Source organism: Nocardia sp. NPDC052112 (assembly GCF_040680135.1).
Taxonomy (GTDB): Bacteria; Actinomycetota; Actinomycetes; order Mycobacteriales; family Mycobacteriaceae; genus Nocardia.
In genome coordinates, this window is the sequence record NZ_JBFAWD010000017.1 from 122,617 (window position 1) to 141,593 (window position 18,977).

Here is an 18,977-nt window from a genome sequence, read left to right on the forward strand (position 1 = left end):
CAAAGGGCACCGTTTGTTCTGAGTCTGCATTCCGGGCATGGGGGTGAGTGCAGGCAGTATCTCTCGGCGCTGGCTACCGTTTCCACTGTCGTGGGTGACGAAACTGGTTGGTACTGACGGTATTTGCCTACATCCGCGGCTACTGGATCGACTCCTCCGCGATGGTTGGTTGATGCGTGGCGGCAGATGTACGGCTACCGAACATGTGGAGGGGCCTTGTTGGTGGATCAGCGATGGGTGTGGTCGGAGGACGAACTGGACGGGGTGGGGCGCTCAGGCACTCGCTCATGATGCGGGATAACCCTGGTATGCAAGGAGTTCGAGCGCACTGGCTGCGTCGCGGTGCACGGTTGATTCTCCTGCTCAGCTGCGGTCGGCGGTCGGCACAGAAGCTCTCCGGTTGGTAGAGCAGATGGGTGTTCGGCGTGATCTCGTTCCCGCCGCGACCGGCCGCACGCTGTACACCGCGGTGTGTGCGGGTGGTTGCTCGATGGTCGCCATCGGCAGACCGGCACCGATTCCGGAGGCATCGCCGCCGACGAGCCCGATGGCGGAGAAGGAAGGGATCAGCGGCGATAGGTATACGTTCGGTGTATATCGCACGGAGGACGGGAGATCTAGGCTCGGTGCGTTCAGGGCTCAATGCATCAAACGACCAGTTCAACCACTACGAGAGGAGACAACCAAACGATGACTGACACAACGACCGCACTCGCCCAAGTAGCAAAGCCGCAGCGGCACAAGGTGACTGGTGATGTTCACCTGCTGCTGCGCCGAGGGTCTGAAGTGCTGTTCGGCCAGCGCCGGAACACCGGCTTCGAGGATGGAGCCTGGCACCTGCCGAGCGGTCATCTCGAAGCCGACGAATCGGTGGTCGACGCCCTGATCCGCGAAGCCAGGGAAGAAATCGGCGTGGCCATCGCGCCCATCACCGCTCGGTTTGAGGCTGGGCATGGGCAATGGAACGGTATTCATCGTGTGGAACTCCGTGAAATAAGGAGCGGGGCAAGCAGATTCGCCGCCCCGTCGATGGTGTTGGTGGTGTCGAGCTGAGTGACGGCAATACCGGAGTCGGTGAAGCCCGCTCGGATACCGGCAGCCGTCTGGTGGTAGCGCTGCAACCTGGCCTTGAACAGCCGGGGTGAGTCGCCGCGCCGTGGATGCAACAAGCCACCGCAGTGGGCGCACTGCCAGGGGTCATCCCGGCTGGGTATGGCTGGAAGTCGGGGATCGCGGATGGGATCACGCTCGCACTGGTGGCACACCTTTCGGTTCTTCGCCCGCTGCTCGAGCGTCTTGGCGTCGGTTACGACTTCGATCGCCTCGATATGACCGGGTGGTGTCAACGCCCAAAGGGTGGTGAGCAGTTGGTTGACCTGGCTCGCTGAACCGGGGAAGTTGTCCAGCAGCACGGTATGCACGTCCGGATCGGCGTGAGCGGCATCGAAGTACGAGCGCAGCGCTTCCCCAACGGTGAACTCGTCGATCCAGCCCAGCCGTTCGCTACTGGTCGCGGTGGCGGCCAGTACGTCTGTCGGCACGTGCTCGCGCAGTCGGAAGATCCGCCGCCCTCGCCGGTGACGGCGGTTCACGAGGAATCGCGCCACGACCGCGCTTCGTGGGAGTGGGTGATCAGTCCGGAGGTGTGCTCCAGGTGAGGAGTAGTACCGAGAATCCCGCGCCGACTATCAGGCATCCCGTGATGAGGGCGATCCAGGCGATCGCGAATCGAGGGAGTGCGTAGCGCAGGTAGGCGCCCAGGGCCAGGATCGGGAAGACGGGAAAGAACCAGACATCGATGCCGAAGGGGAGATCGGCGTCGAAGACGCTGGTCTCGGCCCATAAGACGATCAGTAGAGCAGCCCAGTACAGGAGTCCGCCCGCGGCGAAACCAAGCACGATCTGGACTGCGGTTTCGCCGGTGCGGGCGATCGGGGATCGGCTGTCGCGCGGTGGCACGGTGGAATCGTCGTCCATTCAGTCGGGGCCGTTGAAGAAGATGAGGGTGTTCTTACCGGAATTCTGTGACGCGTCGGGGACCGCGCCCTGCGGGACCTTCCTGGCGTTGCGCGCGATGGAAACACATTCGCTGACAATGCCTTCGGTATCGTCGTCGTGGCGGAGTCCGACCGCGATGCCGGTCTCGTTGTTGTAGAGGTCCATTCGCTTCGACGCCTCGCTGTATTGCGGATCGTTGGGCGCGGCGGGCGAGTCGGTCTCGTGTGCATCGGCCATGTCGCGGGCGAATCCCTCGGTGCCCCACGCGGTCATCATCCCCATCCAGATACAGTGCCTGCACGCATCGCGGCGGTCGTCGGTGCCGTTGTATCCCTCACTGCTCGGAAAGTACTTCTCGGATTCGCTCCATGGGACATCCTGGGCGCCGCGGCGTTTCGTATTCGCGCAGTCGACGGGATGTTCCGCGCACGCCTTTCGTTCGTTCGCACCGGTGCCCGCCCCCGGATAGTCCTGCCGTTGATCGACCTGGCGAATGCCGACGAAGGCGTTCTCGATGGATTTCCGTGCGGATTCGTCGTCCGCGCTCAACTGGGCGAGCGCCTGCTGCACGGTCGCGGTATGGGTGGCCGCGTCCTCTTTCGGCGCCGCGAGTCCGGTTCCGGCTTGGTCGGAATTCGACACACTGGTCAACAAGGTATTTCGGGACTGCGCCGATACCGTGCAGGTCCCGTCGTCGGCGACGTCGTAGCCGCTGGAACGCGCGGCCTCGACCGCCGTGTTCACCGCCGCCCGGGATTGTTCCAGGGCACTCACGGCGGCGCGAGCGGCGGACGAGCCGTTCGCGAGAGCCTGGTGCAGATCCGTTCCGCCCTGGTACAACGATAAGAACGCGGATCGGAATCCGGTGCCGGACGCGCCCTGCCAGAACCCTGTCGAGTCTTCGACCGAACTGTTCTGCTCGTGCATTGTGCGGGCGACGGCCTGCGACTGCGACTCCCACAGGTCGGCCTGCGATCCGATTACGCCGAGATCGAGGGATCGCGCCCTCGACACCGTGAAAGAATTCGTACCGGAATTCATCCGAGGTCCCCCATCAGTTGCTGCGTGTCCTTTGCGCGCTTGCTGTCGTGCGCGGTCACCGTGTCGATCACGGTGCGAACATTGGTGCTCATCGTCAGGAGATCGAGGGCGATTCCGAGAACCATGTCACCGACCGCCGAACTCGCGGCCACACACGCCTCGGCCACCCCGGTGCCGTGCGCGCCGGATACCACGTCGGCCGGATCGATTCCGGTGAGAATTATCGACTGGAATTCCCGGAAGCCCGAGTTCAGCGCCTGTTCGAGGTCACCGACCAAACCCGAGTCGAACAGGAACTCGCCGTTCTGCGCGGAATCCATCTCAGATTCCCGGACGCCGAGGGCCGACCGATGACCCGCGCCTGGACGCTTGGACGCGGAACCTACTCCGCGCTCTCGCGTGCCGTGTCACTACACCCTCCTGATGCGAAATATGCTCACCGGTGTTCGACGCACTTCTACCCCCACCGGTTCCTGCCTCGGCGGTGATAGTCATCACATCGCGATATCCGGACACGCACCACCGCGCACGATTGTCGTACTGGTCCCGCACCAAATCCGGGTAGTCCTTCGTGACCGCCGCTTCCCACCGAGGAAGGCCCTCGGGTCGGGATAGTCCTCGGCGGCGTAGTCCTCGGAACTGACGTGGTACCAGGCCGAACCCGACCACGAGAGGACTCCGGGATCAGGTTCGGCATTGGCGACGATCGTTCCGTTCATCGTGATGTCCACGGTGAAGTTCTGCCAGTCGATCCCGGTGCTCAACTCCATGCAGCATATCCTTCACGCAAACACCAAGTGGCAGGACTCGTTTCGCTCCTGGCAGTCTCGGCACCAAAGCGCGGGCGTAGCTTGGCGTAAAGGTGGACCGTCTGCTCTGGCTCGTTTCGATCTGAACCGAACCGAGGGATCGGTGGCCCGGCTCGCCGCACGCGGAGACCATTGATCCCACCCATCACCGACCGGACCGGCTGTGCCCTGCACCTGCAGGCTCGGGATGTCTGGCTACGGTTAGACGGGGCGTGCTGTTCGAGATGGCGGGTGATCGGTTGTCTCGAAGGCACTACACCCGTGATTCACGACCACTCACACCCGCCGGGTACCCACCGGCACGATCCGAATCGCGGGCCCTTCGACCGTCAAAGTGTTCGGGTTGTGGCACGTTAGGCCCACCGGCTGACAGAACCGCAGGTCATCGATCTACGGCTTCGCTGTTGTGTGGTATTGCGCGAACACCTTGCGGAGGTTCAGCCATCTGCGAGCGTCGTTTATGTCTGAAGGATCCCCGGCCATCAACACTCGACACACTCCGGGCGGGCGATCCACGTCGCGAGAGTAGACGCACGCTCATGCCAATTCCCGGATGTTTGTGTCGCGCTGGTCGCCGATCGTGCGAGTTTCCTTCGGATGGCTCGGAGCACTTTCACTGTTGAGACTCAGCGTTCTCTCAGCGAAGCTGAGAACACTTGTGCGAGTTCGCCTGTCCACAAGAAAGTACCCAATGTCGACCTTCAACGGCCTTCCAGCCCATATCCTGCTTGTTCACTTCATCGTGGTCCTGGCGCCGTTGACCGCGGTGCTGGTGACCGCGTGTGCGGTATGGCCTGCTGTGCGCCGCCGCCTGGTCTGGCTCAGCCTCGTACTGGCTACGGTCGTCGTGATCTTGACCCCGATTACCACCGACGCGGGTGAGTGGCTCGAGAAGCGTGTCGGGCGGAATCCGGATCTGAACACGCATGCTCACCTCGGCGATACGTTCATATATTTCGCCATCGGGTTGTTGATTGTGGCGGCTCTGGTGGCGGTCGTTCATGTGCGCGAGGCCCGCAGTCGTGCGTTGCCACGGCTGCTTGTCGGCATGGTCGCGGTCCTCACGATCGCTGCGAGCGTCGCGGCAACGGTGCAGGTGTACCGTATTGGCGAGTCCGGTTCCCGATCGGTATGGCACGACGTGTCGGGACGATCGGCACGGACGCAGGCGGACTTGGGCGACATCTCGCCGAAGTAAGCTGCGAAACATCCGGAGCTGCCGTGACCTGTGCACTCGGTTGGCGTTCCGGCCGGACCAGCGTCCAAACGTCCCTATAGCCGCTGAGCGCGTGATCGGCTGGACTGCTAGGGCCGCCCTGCGCGCGACCCCTTACCCGCCGGATGCTTACCGGCATAATCCGAATCGTTGGCCCTTCGACCGGGCGCACCGGGCGCACGCTGTGTAAACCCCGCAGCACCAGCGAAACCCGCAGCCGGAGAACGAAGTTTGCGGGCATGGTCAACATCAGCGAACGCCCCGCCGAAGCCGAGGATCGGGCCGTGCCCCGGGCAGATGTGATCGTCGGCGCGACAATGCCTCCCATACTGGTCGTCGGGCTCGGGTGGCCGCGGCGGGTTCACCGATCTGATGTTGGGATCGACCAGCCAGCAATGCGCCCAACATGATCCGTGCCCAGTCGTTATCGTGCATGCCGCGCCCACGGCGGTGGATCCGCGTTAATGGATGGCTGGTCGTCGCGCGGATATTCGGATCGGCGGCGGATCCATCGGGCGCCGACACCGACGACCTATCAGGTGAGCCGCAAGGCTGAAGCCCGCGACATCGAGTCCGATCGTGCTGCCCAGCCATAAATGCACGCCGAGACCGAGGATGATCAGCGGCAGGCTGCACGGTCCAGCGAATCCGTCGGGAGCTTTGCTGCGCTGGGGCCGCTTTCCCCGTTCGCGTGTCCTAGAAGACCTATGGCCCTGGCGCGGCGCATGGCACAGGGGCACGCTGGCTGTAGCCGGGGTGCTGGCTACCCGCGGTGGAAGGAGGGACCGCATGGATACGGTGCCGAGCGTGGATGTCTGGGCGACGCCAGTTCCCACTTCGCCCTTGCTCGAGCGGGTTCGGCGAGGGGTTATCGGGGAAGGCGAGGTCTTGGACGGACCGTATGGTCGGCGCCGGATCACCTACGCCGACTACACCGCTTCAGGGCGGTCGCTAGATTTCCTCGAGGACTTCATCCGCAGGCAAGTGTTACCGCGATACGCCAACACCCACACCGAAAGCTCCGGCACCGGATTGCAGACCTCACTGCTGCGGCAGGACGCACGCCAGATCATCCACGACGCGGTCGGCGGCACCGAGAACGATCTGGTGATTTTCTGCGGGTCCGGGGCAACAGCGGCGGTGAACAAATTGGTCGGCATTCTCGAGCTCCGCGTACCGTCCGGGCCGGCCGCTCGCTACCAGTGGGGTGGGCGGGTCCCCGATTCGCAGCGACCGGTGGTGTTCATCGGCCCCTACGAACACCACTCCAACGAGTTGCCATGGCGGGAGTCGATCGCCGACCTGGTGGTGATCGACGAAGACGCAGGCGGTCACATCGACCAGGGACAACTCGCGCACCGGCTGATCCAGTACGCGGACCGACCTCTGCGCATCGGTAGCTTCTCTGCCGCCTCCAACGTCACCGGCGTCTTATCGGACACCGATCGGATCGCCACCCTGCTTCATGAACACGGCGCGTTGTCCTTCTGGGACTTCGCTGCTGCCGGTCCTTATGTCCCGATCCGGGTGCGCGAGAGTGCTCCTGGTCGTGGCGACCATAAGGATGCGATCTTTCTCTCTCCGCACAAGTTCGTCGGCGGACCCCAGACGCCGGGTGTTCTCGTGGTGCGCCGTGAGTTGGTGCGCAACGCCGTGCCCACTGTGCCGGGAGGGGGCACGGTGGCGTTCGTGGATCCGATCGGTCACCGATACCTCGATGATCCAGTTGCCCGGGAAGAGGGCGGAACCCCGGCGATCATCGAGTCGATCCGGGCTGGGCTCGTCTTCGCGCTCAAAGACGCCGTCGGTACCGACCTCATCGAGCAACGAGAACAGCGGCTGTGGCGTCATGCCTTTGCCCGGTGGCGCGATCACCCGAACATCGAAATCCTCGGCCACCCTTATGCCCGACGACTGTCCATCGTGTCCTTCCGTGTCCGGTCAGGCGTCGATCGTTATCTGCACCACAACTACGTAGTAGCCCTGCTCAACGACTTGTTCGGCATCCAAGCTCGCGGCGGCTGCTCCTGCGCAGGCCCGTACGGGCATCGGCTCCTGGCCATCGATGCGCAGAATTCGCGCGCCTACCGAGACGAAATCGCTTTGGGTTGTGAGGGCATCAAACCCGGCTGGACACGGATCAACTTCAACTACTTCATTTCCGACACCGTGCGCGACTATCTGATCGCGGCCGTGGAGTTACTGGCCTCATTCGGCCACCGTCTCCTCACCGACTACATCTTCAGTCCGGACACCGGCCTGTGGCGCCACCGTGCGGGGGCTCACCAGCCGCCGTCACGCCTGACAGATCTCTTCTACGACAATGCCGGCACTCTGCACTACTCGACGGACCACGAGACCCTCGACGAGGCCGCGTTGGCCGAACACCTGAACGAGGCCCGCATCCTGGTCGGGGCCCGCCCCGAGGAGGTGCCCGATGGTCCCACCGGCCTGCCATCGCACTTCGAAGCGCTGCGCTGGTTCCCGCTACCCCCGCAATGCCTGACGCCCGATCCTCGATGAGGTGGCACGGCTGCAGCGTGCACCGTGTCGAGGTCGTCGTCGATGTCCGGCCGGTACACGAATGCGAGGCCGGGCATATTGCTCGTTGGTCCAGCTGGTTGCGGTGGTGGGCTTGTCCCATTCGTCGTCGCCGACGGTGTGCATCAGGTGATGGAAGTCCTGGCGGACGCGATCGAGGTCGGCGGATAGTGCGGCGCGGTCGATGTTGGATGCGGTCATGGGTGCCTTGAGGTGATACGTGCTGGCCATCGCTTTTGCCAGCACGATCATTGTCGCACCGGTGTTATCGGATAGTGGGGCTACGGCGTTCGATGAGGATGACGTCGCGCCAATGTTCGTGGTGGCGGCCGATGCGTTCGCGGGTGCCGATGGTGCGGAATCCGGCTTTGGTGTGGAGGGCGAGGCTGGCGGTGTTTTCGGGGAAGATGCCGGATTGGACGGTCCAGATACCTGCGGCTTCGGTGGAGGTGAGGAGTTCGGTGAGTAGCGCGAGGCCGACGCCTCGGCTGCGGGCGTCGGGGTGGACGTAGACGGAGTGTTCGACGACTCCGGCATAGGCGCAGCGGTCGGAGACGGGAACCACTGCGGCCCAGCCGAGTACACGGTCGTTGGTGTCGAGAGCGACGAGTCGGTGATCGGGTAGTTTGCTGTTGTCGAACGCTTCCCAGGCGGGTGCGGTGGTTTCGAAGGTGGCGTTGCCTTCGTCGATGCCGAATTGGTAGATGGCCAGTACTTGGTCGGCGTGTTCGGGTCGCATCAGTGTGATGTGTACTCCCGTGGTGGTCATGGGGCCGACGGTATGCCGAGTTCGTCGAGTAGATCACGGATGCGGGTTTCGATCTGGTCGCGGATGGGGCGGACCGCGTCGATGCCTTGTCCGGCGGGGTCGTCGAGTTTCCAGTCCAGATACCGGGTCCCGGGGAAGAACGGGCAGGCATCGCCACAGCCCATGGTGATCACCACGTCGGATGCTTGTACGGCACCGGCGGTGAGAACCTTCGGTGTTTCGGTGGAGATGTCGATGCCGACTTCCCGCATCGCTTGTACCGCAACGGGATTTACCTGCTGGGCGGGCTGGGAGCCTGCGGAGCGGACCTCGACCCGGTCGCCTGCGAGGTGGGTGAGGTAGGCGGCGGCCATTTGGGAGCGTCCCGCGTTGTGGACACACACGAACAGCACACTGGGCTTGGCATCCTCGGAAACCATAGGTGGTGCGGGCCTTTCAGGTTCTTGGGCGTGGTGGACGACAACGTCGTCGGCGACGGCCGACAGGTCCGGGTAGAGGACGCCGATCAATGCCAGGCCGAGTGCGCCGCCGAGGAGTTGGGCGGCGAGGAAACCGGGCAGCGAGGCCGGGGCGATTCCGGCGAAGGTATCGGACCAGATGCGGCCGAAGGTGACGGCCGGGTTGGCGAAGGAGGTGGAGCTGGTGAACCAGTAGGCGGCCCCGATGTAGGCACCGACCGCCGCCGCCGACAATGCGGCGCGGCCGCTGCGGGCCAGGGCGAAGATGACCGCGACGAGTCCGGCGGTCGCGACGACCTCCCCGACCAGATGCCCTGTGGTGATGCGGTCATGACCGGAGATCTGGATCGGGTCCAGGTCGAACATGACGTTCGCCAGCACCGCGCCCACACCGGCACCGATTACCTGCGCGAGGACATATGCGGCGAGATCGATACCGGAGGTGCCGCGACTGGTGCGGCGGCCCAGCCACCAATCCGCCAGCGACACCACCGGGTTGAAATGCGCACCCGAGACCGGCCCGAACACCAGGATCAACACCCCGAGACCGAACACCGTCGCCGTCGAGTTCTCCAGCAACTGCAGACCGACATCGTGGGCCGACAACTGCTGTGCCGCGATACCGGAGCCGACCACCACACACACCAACGCCGCCGTGCCGACGAATTCGGCCATCACCCGGCGTGCCCGCGTGCTCACCGCGGGCCCACAACGGCCGGAGCCGTGATATCGAGTAGCTGCGAAAGCTGCTGCAACACTGTGGGTTCGACCCGGTAGTACACCCACGAACCGCGCCGCTCACTCGATAAGAGCCCGGCCTCGCGCAGCACCTTCAAGTGGTGGGAGATGGTGGGCTGGGTGACGTCGAACCCCTCGGACACGTCACACACGCACGCTTCCTGACCGGCGTGACTGGCCACCGCGCTCAACAACCGCAACCGCACCGGATCCGACAGTGCCTTGAACACTGCGGCCAACTCCACGGCGACCTCGGCCGGCAGTGGCTTTCCCACCAGGGGTGTGACCTCACACGATGGCGAGGTCACGCTCGTCAACGGCAACTCCGAATTAGACACGCATCGATATTGATGTATATCTAATCCGGAAGGCAAACGAACACCCGGTGAACAACCCGCAATCGGAATACTCGGTCAGCCGCAGCAGCTGGCGCCCGAAGCGACGGCTTCCTTCTTCGCCGTCGCGCTGCAACACGCATCTTCGGCGGCGGCGTCTTCGGCGGTGCCGCAGCACACCTCGACCGCCTCGGCGTCGGCGAGTTCGGGTGCGGTGCCGAAGGTTTCGCTGTCGGCAAGCACGGTGTACACCTCCCACCGCTCGGCGTTCGGGCCGGTCACCCACACCTTGTCCTGGGCGGCGAAACAACATGTGGTCGCGATCTGCTCCTCGGTGAACATGCCCGCGGCCGACAGGCGGGCGATCTCGGCACGCACCCGGTCAGAGGACTCGACCTCCACACCGAGGTGATTCACGCTGCCACCCTGACCAGGGTTCTCGATCAACACCAGCTTCAACGGCGGCTCGGCGATCGCGAAATTGGCATAACCCGGCTCGAGTTTGGCGGGTTCGGCCTGGAACAGGGTCGAGTAGAACCGCACTGCTTGGTCGAGATCATCGACGTTTAGAGCGAGCTGGACACGGGACATGACTACCTCCGGTTGTGAGACATATGTCGAAAAGCTGACGATGTCGAGTCTGCCACCTTTTCGACATATGTCAATAATCTCGGTAGAGTTGAAGCCATGCCCAAGGCGCTACCCGTGATCGACATGTCCGCACCGGTGTGCTGCGCTCCCGTCGCCGCCGCCCCTATCGACCAGGCCGCCGCGCTCGAAGTGGCGTTGCGACTCAAAGCCATCGCCGACCCGGTCCGCGTGCAGCTGATGTCACTGCTGCTGACCAGCCCCAATGGAGAAGAGAACGGCGGTGATCTCGCCACCCGTGTCGGGTTGTCGGAATCCACGGTCAGCCATCACCTTGGTCAGCTCCGTAAGGCCGGACTGGTCGAATCCGAACGACGAGGAATGAACATCTTGCACCGCGCACGCCGCGACGCACTCGCCGCACTGTGCCTGGTCCTGGATCCGAACTGCTGCACCTGAGACGGGCGCCGGTGCATGGTCACGAACCGGTGATGGCCCATCGACGGCGGATACGGGCAGGCGTGAGAATCGGGCGTCGAGCGAATAGGCGCCCGCGCCGACGATGAGCAGGAACAGACTGCCACAGAGTTGGGTGAGGTCGGTGCGGGATTCATGGAGGAAATCCCGGAGTCTTTGGCAAAGAGTGGGGGTTGCTCCACAGGGTGGGCAGTTTGGTGATCAACGGCGCACCGATCATGTCGATGATCATCGGAATGGTTGAGAGCCGGGTCGGGAGTCCGGCGAGGATGAGGGCGCAGCGACCGATTTCGAAGATTCCGTCCAGCGGTGCGAAGAATCCGGGTGCGGGGATGCCTGCTTTGTCGAACCGTCGGCACCTATGAGGTGCGGTGCTCTGTCGGTAACCATCGGGAACGCGGAATGAGCACGTCGATCCCCTCGAGTAACACCCGAGTGCCGGTAGCAGTCGAGTCTGTGTCGGAAAGCAGTCTCGAGTTGCCAGCGTCGAGCTGGGCGCGTCTTTTTGGGCGCCGGCGCATCGTTATCTATTTCTCAGAACCGTAGATCTTCGGTGTGCGATGCTGTGGTGCTCCCGAATGGGCAGGGGCGCGCAATGATTCTTGGATCAGTGCACGTAGGAGAACACGTTCATCATGCCCGCTTCGCCGTGGTACGCGTTGTGGCAGTGCACCATCCACTGGCCGGGGTTGTTCGCGTCGACGTTCACCTCGAGGGTTTGCATGGGCGCCACGATCGAGGTGTCCTTGCGCGGGCCGGTGCCTGCGAGGGTGACGACTTCAAAGGTGTGGCCGTGTAGGTGCATGGGGTGGAACATCATGGTCTGGTTGACGAATCGCAGTCGTACACGCTGGCCTTCGGTCACGTCCAAGGGTTCGCGATCGTCGAAGGTCTTTCCGTTGATGGTCCAGATGTAGCGGGTCTTGTCTGCACCGAGGACGAGATCGAGTGTGCGGTCCGGGGTGCGTTTGGCCAGCCGTACGGATTCGATTGCGGTGAGCCGATCTTCGGTGAGCGGCGGGGTGCCCAGTTCGACCGGGCGGACGTCGGGCGGTGGGGGAGCGCCGCCGCCGGTGCGGATCAGCGCGAAACCCTGTCCGGTCTTGCCTTCGGCGGCGGCGATGAGCGGGAAGACACCGTCGGCGAGATCAATGATGACGTCGTAGCGCTCACCCATGCCGATGAGCAGGCTGCTCGCGGTGACGGGCTGCACGGGGTATCCGTCGCTGTGGGTGACTCGCATCCGATGGCCGCCGACGGCGACCCGAAACGGAGTATCGGCTCCCGCGTTGATGATGCGCAGACGCATCCGCTGGCCTGGTTTGCCGGCCAAGGTGACCGGGTCGGTGCCGAGTCGCCCGTTGATGAGGTAGTACGGGTACTTCACATCACCGGTATCGGTGCCCAGTGGTGCGTTCGGGTCGGTCGGCATCGACATCGTCGACGAGCCACCCATATTCATGCCGCCATTCATGCCGCTCTGGTTCATGCCGCCCATGCTCATGCCGGACATGCCCGCGTCGCGTAGCTGCTGGAGTTGCTTGTCGGGGTCGCGGCCGTCGACGCCGTCGAGCCAGTCGTCGAGCACGATCACGGCTTCCACGTCGTAGTCGTTGCCGTCGGCGGGATCCTCGATGATCAGCGGCGCGTACAGTCCGCGGTCCAGCTGAACACCTACATGCGGATGGAACCAGTAGGTCCCGGCATCGGGCACGGTGAATTCGTACCGGAAGGTCGACGCGGGCGCGATCGAGGGCTGGTTGATATCGGGTACGCCATCCATATCGTTGCGCAACGCGACCCCGTGCCAGTGGATCGTCGATGGTGCGGGCAGTCCGTTTGTGACATCGGCGCGCAGCACCTCGCCGCGGGCCAAGCGGATCTCCCGTCCGGGCAGCTTTCCGCCATAGGTCCAGGTCTGCACCTGCACCCCACCGATATCGACGGTCGATGGCTCGACGCTGAACGCGACCTCACGAACAGCCGCGTTCACAGCCCGGCGCTCGCTCTCGGCGGCGGCGACAGCCTCGGAGTCCGGCATCACGGCCGTGCGCGAAGTCTTCGTTGTATTCGAGCACGCCGCCAACGCGACGGCCGCGGCGGCACCGGTACCAACGGCGAGGAATCCGCGCCGACTCATCGGTGCGGAGAAGGGGTACTGCCTCGACGACATGGTTCTCCTGTCCCTTGGCTTTCGATACCCGCACCCGCCTGATCGGCAGCAGAACCGGCGAGACTACGGCGGGTACTCCTCCACCGAATCGATCCACTAGCCGTCATAGTAGACACATTCGGCGCCCGATAACGGTTCGCGCACATCGCGGGCCATGATCGCCCTTGCCGATGAGTTTGTCGTCGCCGGTTGGGGTTACTCAAAATAGACGAATCATCGGCGACGTCGAGCACGGCCACTGCGACAGTGGCGAGGTCCGCTTCCAGTAGGTCCAGTGCGTCGAAGAGTGCAGGGGCACCGAGGTGGCCGCCCGATATCCAAGCGGGCCACGTCGTATTCGGGTGGGCCGGGCCTCGTTTGAGTCGTGGTCGGCGACGCGGGCGATGGCCCACCACTGTTGGCTCGTCCGAGCGTCCGGGTCACTCGGCTCATGGTGGTGCCAGAGGTCGATGGTCGGCGCGGTACCGATCAACAGGTGGCGAATCGACCCCGGCAGTCGGGCCGGTCGGCCCGGTGCGGGGTGGACCTTCGGCCCTGCCACGAGGCGGTCTCGAAGACGACGATGTGAAGAAAAGGGGGGCCGGCCATGAGCCGGATATCGAGGCTGAGCCGCAGGGACGGCGATGATGTGGTCTGCCCGACAGCACAGCGGAGGCGGTGAACGGAATGACACAGCAAGCGACAGAGAAGATCGACGTGAAGGGCGCCCACCTCGTGGAGAGGGTCAAGGAACTTGTCCACGAAGGCAACGTTCGTCGGATCGTCATCGAGGACTCCGAGGGCAAGACTGTGATGGAGGTCCCCGTGACGGTCGGCGTGGTCGGCTTCCTCCTCGCGCCCACCGTGGCCGCCATCGGAGCGCTCGCCGCGCTCGCCGCGGACTACTCGATCGAAGTCGAGCGAGAGATTCCCGAATCGACAGACGCAGGCGTGACCGTGCCGTTGTAGGTAATGCGGGCGTGCCACGCGCCACTGGCGTCTTCTCGGATATCGCCCACCGGTCAGCTACATCGAGGAGGACGAGGCGTTCGCCGATGATTGGGTGTTGTTGGGACACACCCGGTCTTGCTCGTGCTGTCGGGCAACACTGGGCTAGTGCCGACCCCGACTACGCGTCCGACCAGCACGCGACCCTCGACCGTGAGATCTTGGAGAACTTCCTCAACCCCGTCGAGGAGCGAATGGGGCACCGCCGGCCGTCTCTTCGTTCCTGCGGGGACTCGAACGGACGGCAACGGTCTCGCCACCCGTGGTCAGAACAACCGCACCCGAAGTCAATGACGGGAGGAGTCATGGGACATCTGGAACTGCACGCACACCTGAAGATCCGCCCAGGCCAACTGGAAGGGTTCAAGGCTCAAGCCGCCGAGATCATGCGGCTGACGCGAGAGAAGGACACGCAGACCCTTCGCTACGACTGGTTCATCAGCGAGGACGGAACCGAGTGCGAGGTCCACGAGGCGTACCCGGGTGGACAAGGGCTGATCGAGCACAACACACACATCATGGACGCGCGGGCGATTCTCTTCGAGAAGTACGCGTATGACCACCGCATGACCGCCTTCGGCGAGGTCTCTCAGGAGCTGAGGGAACTCGCATACAAGCATGCCGGAGGAATCGCCGTTTACTCGTTCCTCCAAGGCCTCGGAACCGCGGCGGCTGTCTAGGCCACCAGGAAGGGACGTGAGGTCATGGCCGAGACCCGTCTGCTGGAACGGGTGACCGCTTCGGACCTGTTCCTGCTGCTCTGGGACGACTACGGCTGGTCCACCGACATCGGCGGGCTCGCCATCCTCGACGGCACAAGCCTGCTCGACGAGAACGGCAGCGTCCGACTCGACGCGGTCCGGCGACACCTCGAGCCGAGAATGCAATTGGTGCCTCGCTTCAGACAGCTGCTGTACCGGCCTCGTCTCGGGCTGGGCTGGCCGCTGTGGATCGACGCGCCCTCCTTCGACCTCGCTGCACACATCCACGTCCAAGCGCTTGCCGCGCCCGGCGACCAGGACCAGTTGCTGCAGACATGCCAGCAGCTGGCCCGGCGACCGTTCGATCCCGCCCGGCCGTTGTGGGAGCTGTGGCTGCTGCCCGGCCTGCCGGACCGACGGGTCGGCACGTTCTTGAAGCTGCATCACGTCCTCGCGGACGGCCCCGCCGCGATGGCCGCCTTCGGGGCGCTGCTCGACCGGACCGCCGACGCGCCCGTCGAGGGTGCACCGCCGTGGACGCCGACACCCACCCCGTCCACCGGTGAACTGCTCCGCGACAACCTGCGACGCCGCCGACAGGAATTAGGACTCGGGTGGTCGGGCCTTGTCCATCCGAGCAGAACACTGCGCCTGGCGCGCCGCACGTTGCCGGCCTGGCGGGAGGTGCTCGCCGAAAAGCCTGCCCCACGAACCAGTCTCAACCACCCCGTAGGCCCAGAGCGCCGACTGGCCATCGTCCGCGGCCGCATCGACCCCATCAAACACCTCGCCCATGGCCATCACGCCACGGTCAACGACGTGGTGCTGACCGCGGTTGCCGGCGGCCTGCGCCAGCTGCTGGCAAGCCGCGGCGAGGATGTCCAAGGGCTCGTCCAGCGCGCTATGGTGACCATCTCCCACCACGAAGCGCGGCCCGGGGAAGCGCAGGGCAACACGCCCGGATGGATGATGGTGCCGCTGCCGGTCGGTGAGCCGGACCCGCTGCGCCGGCTCACGTTGATCGCCGCAGAGACAAGCACACGGAAGGACAAGGCCCGCCCCGAAGCGGGCAGCGGGATCTTCAGATTCGTTGCCGGCCAGCGCATCTGGTACCGGCTTTTTCCGCGGCAGCGGTCAGTGAACCTGGTCGTGAGCAACGTCCGGGGCCCGCCGACGCGGCTGTATCTCGCCGGCGCGCCGCTGCTGGAGGTGTTCCCAGTACTGCCGCCCATGGGCAACCTGACACTCGTCGTCGCCGCCCTGTCGTACGCCGGCCAGCTCAACCTCACTGCCGCCGCTGACCAGGACAGCTGCCCGGACGTGGAGGTGTTCGCCCGCGGAGTGCGCAATGCCCTCGACGACCTCGCGCCATCGGTCCTGGGGTCTGAGACAGGCGGTCGGGCCGGCGCCACGGAGTCGGTACCGTCGCCTGACGCGCCGGCTACGCCGCGTCGGTCACCACGGTGACCGATCTCGGCGTCTCTTTGCTGATGTTCGCCCTCGGGCCGGCGCGGCACGCGCGGTTGCCGCCCTTCAGAGTTGATCGACGCGCTCGGTGACATCCGCGCCGTGCTGACCGTATCAGGCACTGGATCTAGAAGTCCGCTACCAGCACCAACAACAACTCGCAATCATTGGTGCCACCCCCGTGGGGTTAGCACTGGTGTCCGGAGAGGGTATCGACCAGTACGCCAACCTCCTGCAACACCGAAAACTGCTGGTCATCGGCAAATAGCGGTGGCGTGACGGTTCCGGTCTGGTTGCCGCAGGTAGCAATGTCGGGTTTCCGAAGAGCAGGCGCTGGCCGAGTAGACCGTCGGTGGTCTCGTAGATCCACTCCTGAGACCAATGTCGACGCTTCGATGGGGCTAGTTTGAGGGCTGGCGGACTCGACCACGAGGTTGGTCATCCGTGCTAGTAGCCCGCCCTTGACTCGTCACCCACTTCGACCCTGTGCGAGCCGTGCATGCCGGGCCCTTCGAGCTACGGAGTTGCCGGAAAGTTCGCAACTTGACGGGGCGAGCCTTTCAGGCACCGATCGGTTTGCTGCGGGATGGGCGTTTGCTTCGTCGTGCCCGAGCTCGAGGGCAGGCGCTGCTCGGCTGGCGGCTCCGGTGACGGACCGATATCGATTCGTGCACTCCGTTCTCCACGGCATCCGCTGGGATGATCCGAGCCACCGTCATCGACCTGTTCGATCGTGGGGTGGTGGGGTGGGCGGTCCGACCACATGCATGCCGGGCTGGTCACCGATGCGGTGGACATGGCCCTCGCGCAGCGTCGGCCACCGGCATGACCCCGTATCGAACGAAACCGGGGACACTCCGGGTGACGCAGATTCGTGCTAGGCCCACCGAGGCTGGAAATGGATTTGGGCCCGCGCGGTGCTCGAGGTGATGAATCTCTGCCGCTCGGTCCGGCGCGGACAATCAGCGTGTCGCTATGAATTCGGGCAACCGTCGCTGTCGCAGTTCCCACATGACTCGGCAACGCGTCAGGTCATGGCCTGGTGAGGAGTTCGATCACGGCTTTGGCCTCTGCGGGTGTCGGGGTGGGCAGGTTTTCGCGACCGTGGATCAGACCGATGCCGAGGTAGACCATCGCACCGGCGCGAATACGCGCCTGTGTCTTGTCGAAGCCGAGGTCGATCATGGTTTTGTTCACGATTTCGAAGATCCGCTGCTCGAGGGCGGTGACCGCGGCCGCCACTTGGGGATCGCTGCGGGCCCATTCGCGGACGGTTGTTTCGACGACCCAGGTTTTTGCGTCGACGAGGATGGCGGTCATATTTTCGATTCGTTGTTCGACGGGAATCGAATCAATGGTGCCGAGGGCACGAATGGTTTCGCTCTGTACGGTGGTCCAGCGGTCGGCCATCGCTTCGCGGAGTTGTTCGATGTCGTTGAAATGCCAGTAGAAACTACCTTTGGTGACGCTGAGTTCCTCGCACAGTCGCGGGATCCGTATCGCGTTGACGCCTTCGCGGGCAAGTAAGGCCAATGCGCCATCGACCCAGTCGTCGTATGAGAGCCGCGGCGTGCGCCCGCTGGCGCGGCGTTGACTTTGTGCCTTCTTCGACCGCTGCTGGACGTGACCATGGTGTTGATCACCGCTGACGGGCTGGGGGGCACCGTTGGGAGGTAGGTCGGTTGTCATCGGCCCGTAGGTGTGTCGTCGGCGGTACTCACCTTCTGATGGTAGGTCAGCGGGTCGGGTGCGCCGAGTGCGGCGCGGGTGAGCTGTTGTACGGCGGGGTCGTCAGGTAGGTGAAAGTGATCGCTTTTATTGCTCGGTTCGAACTCCTGCAGGACTACCGAACGCATTCCCGGGACCTCTGCTGAGAGCGGCGGTGATACCAGTGCGTCGGACATCGAAATGATGTTGGTGTAAGAGACCCCAGGTGTCGGTACCCCGTCGCGATGCAGCGTCCTCAGGAACGTGGAACCGGCAATGAGCTGCCGGCATCCTGCGCAGAAGGGGTCCAGCACCGGCGACTCGAGCGCGAGTACGGCATCGTAGGTCCCCGCGTTGCGACTGAGCTGCTCGAGGGTGCCGAGTTCGGCGATGTTGGTCCCGTTCCACATCGGTCCGATCGTGACGAGCTGTTGCAGAGCTCGGCCCCGCGGAAAATGCTGCGTGAAGTACTGCGTCACAAGGGAACCGGAGCCATGAGCGACGAATGCTGGTGGCGTGCTCGCGGAGTCGGGCAGCGAGGCCACGAATCGGTCGAGTTCCGCCGCTGCCTCTTCGAGGGCGACCAGGCCCGCCGCGGTGCTGAGCAGCGCTGTCGTCGCCGTGGCGCCATAGCTGAAGGTGAAGGGGCACCAGCCGTTTTCGTGTAGTGCCGCCGACAGATTGTCGAACTCGCTCTGATCGCGTCCGATGTCGTGCACCAGAACGACAGGGCGCTGGCACGGCGTTGTCGCGGGGGCTTGGGCGCTCGCGCTGGGTTGCGAGGTTGCCAGACAAACCAGCGCGATCATCGCCACCGCCGCCGGGGCCTTGATTCGCGGTCGAGGTGTCACCGGTTTCCTTCCTGGTGGGCGGCTGGCCGACGCGACATGCACTCCCGGACCACGAACCGCGGATCAACCATTACTTTTCAGTACCGTTCACTGTACTAGATGGTATGGTCCCGCCATGGGT

Annotated in this window: 22 protein-coding genes and 1 pseudogene; 8 read left to right on the plus strand and 15 right to left on the minus strand. The window is 64.3% G+C overall.

Going from position 1 to position 18,977, the window contains the following annotated elements; translation table 11 throughout:
- The first annotated feature begins 690 nt into the window (after positions 1–690).
- The gene (locus tag AB0L58_RS29155) at positions 691–1,053 is read left to right on the plus strand and encodes an NUDIX domain-containing protein (RefSeq protein ID WP_364391335.1); all 363 of its coding nucleotides are present in this window, start codon (positions 691–693) and stop codon (positions 1,051–1,053) included.
- Here the strand turns inward: AB0L58_RS29155 and AB0L58_RS29160 are convergent.
- From AB0L58_RS29160 to AB0L58_RS29180, 5 genes are all read right to left on the minus strand, one after another.
- Entirely contained in the window at positions 972–1,541 is a 570-nt protein-coding gene (locus tag AB0L58_RS29160; protein ID WP_364391337.1) for a hypothetical protein, read from the minus strand. The two genes, AB0L58_RS29155 and AB0L58_RS29160, sit on opposite strands and share 82 nt — an antisense overlap.
- Positions 1,542–1,632: 91 nt before the next feature.
- Complete coding sequence (locus AB0L58_RS29165; protein ID WP_364391339.1) at positions 1,633–1,977, minus strand: hypothetical protein; 345 nt, start codon at positions 1,975–1,977, stop codon at positions 1,633–1,635.
- Positions 1,978–3,012 (minus strand): hypothetical protein, encoded by a 1,035-nt coding sequence (locus tag AB0L58_RS29170; protein ID WP_364391341.1) that lies wholly within the window; start codon positions 3,010–3,012, stop codon positions 1,978–1,980. It lies immediately after the preceding gene.
- 23 nt (positions 3,013–3,035) lie between these two features.
- Complete coding sequence (locus tag AB0L58_RS29175) at positions 3,036–3,359, minus strand: hypothetical protein (RefSeq protein WP_364391344.1); 324 nt, start codon at positions 3,357–3,359, stop codon at positions 3,036–3,038.
- Between the two features lie 174 nt (positions 3,360–3,533).
- Complete coding sequence (locus AB0L58_RS29180; RefSeq protein WP_364391347.1) at positions 3,534–3,809, minus strand: hypothetical protein; 276 nt, start codon at positions 3,807–3,809, stop codon at positions 3,534–3,536.
- Positions 3,810–4,401: 592 nt separating this feature from the next.
- Here AB0L58_RS29180 and AB0L58_RS29185 point away from each other — a divergent pair.
- The 3 genes from AB0L58_RS29185 to AB0L58_RS29195 all read left to right on the plus strand — a co-directional run bounded on the left by AB0L58_RS29185 (position 4,402) and on the right by AB0L58_RS29195 (position 7,587).
- Positions 4,402–5,046 carry a DUF2231 domain-containing protein gene (locus AB0L58_RS29185; protein ID WP_364391349.1) on the plus strand — a complete coding sequence of 215 codons (645 nt, stop codon included), beginning with the start codon at positions 4,402–4,404 and terminating at the stop codon, positions 5,044–5,046.
- Between the two features lie 390 nt (positions 5,047–5,436).
- Positions 5,437–5,529, plus strand: a complete 93-nt coding sequence (locus AB0L58_RS29190; RefSeq protein WP_364391351.1) for a hypothetical protein — start codon at positions 5,437–5,439, stop codon at positions 5,527–5,529.
- A 324-nt stretch (positions 5,530–5,853) separates the two neighbouring features.
- On the plus strand, positions 5,854–7,587 hold the full coding sequence (locus AB0L58_RS29195) for an aminotransferase class V-fold PLP-dependent enzyme (RefSeq protein ID WP_364391353.1): 1,734 nt from the start codon (positions 5,854–5,856) through the stop codon (positions 7,585–7,587).
- Here the strand turns inward: AB0L58_RS29195 and AB0L58_RS29200 are convergent.
- The 6 genes and pseudogenes from AB0L58_RS29200 to AB0L58_RS29225 form a co-directional block, all read right to left on the minus strand.
- On the minus strand, positions 7,552–7,857 hold the full coding sequence (locus AB0L58_RS29200; RefSeq protein WP_364391355.1) for a hypothetical protein: 306 nt from the start codon (positions 7,855–7,857) through the stop codon (positions 7,552–7,554). The two genes, AB0L58_RS29195 and AB0L58_RS29200, sit on opposite strands and share 36 nt — an antisense overlap.
- A gap of 13 nt (positions 7,858–7,870) precedes the next feature.
- A complete protein-coding gene (locus tag AB0L58_RS29205) occupies positions 7,871–8,374 on the minus strand; it encodes an N-acetyltransferase family protein (protein ID WP_364391358.1) in 504 nt (167 codons plus the stop codon).
- On the minus strand, positions 8,371–8,793 hold the full coding sequence (locus tag AB0L58_RS29210) for an arsenate reductase ArsC (protein ID WP_364391526.1): 423 nt from the start codon (positions 8,791–8,793) through the stop codon (positions 8,371–8,373). Before AB0L58_RS29210 ends, AB0L58_RS29205 begins: the two co-directional genes overlap by 4 nt.
- A gap of 30 nt (positions 8,794–8,823) precedes the next feature.
- A pseudogene (locus tag AB0L58_RS29215) lies at positions 8,824–9,531 on the minus strand (aquaporin); the annotation flags it as partial.
- Positions 9,528–9,908 (minus strand): metalloregulator ArsR/SmtB family transcription factor, encoded by a 381-nt coding sequence (locus AB0L58_RS29220; RefSeq protein WP_364391360.1) that lies wholly within the window; start codon positions 9,906–9,908, stop codon positions 9,528–9,530. The pseudogene AB0L58_RS29215 and the gene AB0L58_RS29220, both read right to left, overlap by 4 nt.
- 75 nt (positions 9,909–9,983) lie before the next feature.
- A complete protein-coding gene (locus AB0L58_RS29225) occupies positions 9,984–10,496 on the minus strand; it encodes an ArsI/CadI family heavy metal resistance metalloenzyme (RefSeq protein WP_364391362.1) in 513 nt (170 codons plus the stop codon).
- 96 nt (positions 10,497–10,592) lie between these two features.
- Here AB0L58_RS29225 and AB0L58_RS29230 point away from each other — a divergent pair, with 96 nt between their 5' ends.
- On the plus strand, positions 10,593–10,952 hold the full coding sequence (locus AB0L58_RS29230) for an Rv2640c family ArsR-like transcriptional regulator (protein WP_364391364.1): 360 nt from the start codon (positions 10,593–10,595) through the stop codon (positions 10,950–10,952).
- A 151-nt stretch (positions 10,953–11,103) separates the two neighbouring features.
- Here AB0L58_RS29230 and AB0L58_RS29235 read toward each other — a convergent pair whose 3' ends face one another.
- Positions 11,104–11,454, minus strand: coding sequence for a DoxX family protein (locus AB0L58_RS29235; RefSeq protein ID WP_364391528.1), 351 nt, complete (start codon positions 11,452–11,454; stop codon positions 11,104–11,106).
- A gap of 123 nt (positions 11,455–11,577) precedes the next feature.
- A complete protein-coding gene (locus AB0L58_RS29240) occupies positions 11,578–13,143 on the minus strand; it encodes a multicopper oxidase family protein (protein WP_364391366.1) in 1,566 nt (521 codons plus the stop codon).
- A 666-nt stretch (positions 13,144–13,809) separates the two neighbouring features.
- Here AB0L58_RS29240 and AB0L58_RS29245 point away from each other — a divergent pair.
- The 3 genes from AB0L58_RS29245 (at position 13,810) to AB0L58_RS29255 (ending at position 16,298) form a co-directional block, all read left to right on the plus strand.
- On the plus strand, positions 13,810–14,091 hold the full coding sequence (locus AB0L58_RS29245; RefSeq protein WP_364391368.1) for a DUF4342 domain-containing protein: 282 nt from the start codon (positions 13,810–13,812) through the stop codon (positions 14,089–14,091).
- A 344-nt stretch (positions 14,092–14,435) separates the two neighbouring features.
- Complete coding sequence (locus AB0L58_RS29250; protein WP_364391370.1) at positions 14,436–14,810, plus strand: hypothetical protein; 375 nt, start codon at positions 14,436–14,438, stop codon at positions 14,808–14,810.
- A gap of 24 nt (positions 14,811–14,834) precedes the next feature.
- Entirely contained in the window at positions 14,835–16,298 is a 1,464-nt protein-coding gene (locus tag AB0L58_RS29255; protein ID WP_364391372.1) for a wax ester/triacylglycerol synthase family O-acyltransferase, read from the plus strand.
- Between the two features lie 1,032 nt (positions 16,299–17,330).
- Here the strand turns inward: AB0L58_RS29255 and AB0L58_RS29260 are convergent.
- Both AB0L58_RS29260 and AB0L58_RS29265 read right to left on the minus strand, forming a co-directional pair.
- Positions 17,331–17,987: a TetR/AcrR family transcriptional regulator gene (locus AB0L58_RS29260; protein WP_364391374.1), complete on the minus strand. Its 657-nt coding sequence runs from the start codon at positions 17,985–17,987 to the stop codon at positions 17,331–17,333.
- Positions 17,984–18,856, minus strand: coding sequence for a lipase (locus tag AB0L58_RS29265; RefSeq protein WP_364391376.1), 873 nt, complete (start codon positions 18,854–18,856; stop codon positions 17,984–17,986). Before AB0L58_RS29265 ends, AB0L58_RS29260 begins: the two co-directional genes overlap by 4 nt.
- Positions 18,857–18,977: the final 121 nt, after the last annotated feature.